Raw genomic sequence first — 360 nt, 5'->3', positions numbered from 1 at the left:
GCCTGAGTTTGTCGGCCCGGAAGGTGTGACGGGCGCTCGCGGGCGCCCGTTTCTTTTTATGTCTGGCGAAGCGCGCCGCTTACACCACGAGGCGGCCGCGCAGCAGATCCACCGTCGTCGAAGACAGCCCGAGACCGGCGTTGAGATAGCGGTTCAGATCGCCGATCCCTTTTTGCAGCGCATCGAACGCGCTTTGCAGATAGCTGGCCTGCACGGGCTGTGCGAGATTGTCCTCGTCGACGCCCGTCGAGCGCCACGCGTTCGTCAGCAGAAACTCCTTCACGACGATTTCCCGCGGCACGTTCGCGATCAGCAGCAGCAGCGCGCCCGCCCAACCCGCCCCGTCCACGCCCTTTCCGC

Annotated in this window: 1 protein-coding gene; it reads right to left on the bottom strand. The window is 65.6% G+C overall.

Annotated elements, in window-relative coordinates; genetic code table 11:
- Positions 1-79: 79 nt before the first annotated feature.
- Positions 80-360 (bottom strand): tyrosine-protein phosphatase (locus SB816_RS30220; protein ID WP_410548021.1); only part of this gene is annotated, 281 nt, incomplete at its 5' end.

The sequence above is a fragment of the Achromobacter sp. SIMBA_011 genome, assembly GCF_046535435.1.
In the GTDB taxonomy this organism is placed as follows: domain Bacteria; phylum Pseudomonadota; class Gammaproteobacteria; order Burkholderiales; family Burkholderiaceae_B; genus Achromobacter; species Achromobacter dolens.
Note: the sequence above shows the minus strand (reverse complement) of the source record. Positions and strands in the feature narration are given on the sequence as shown.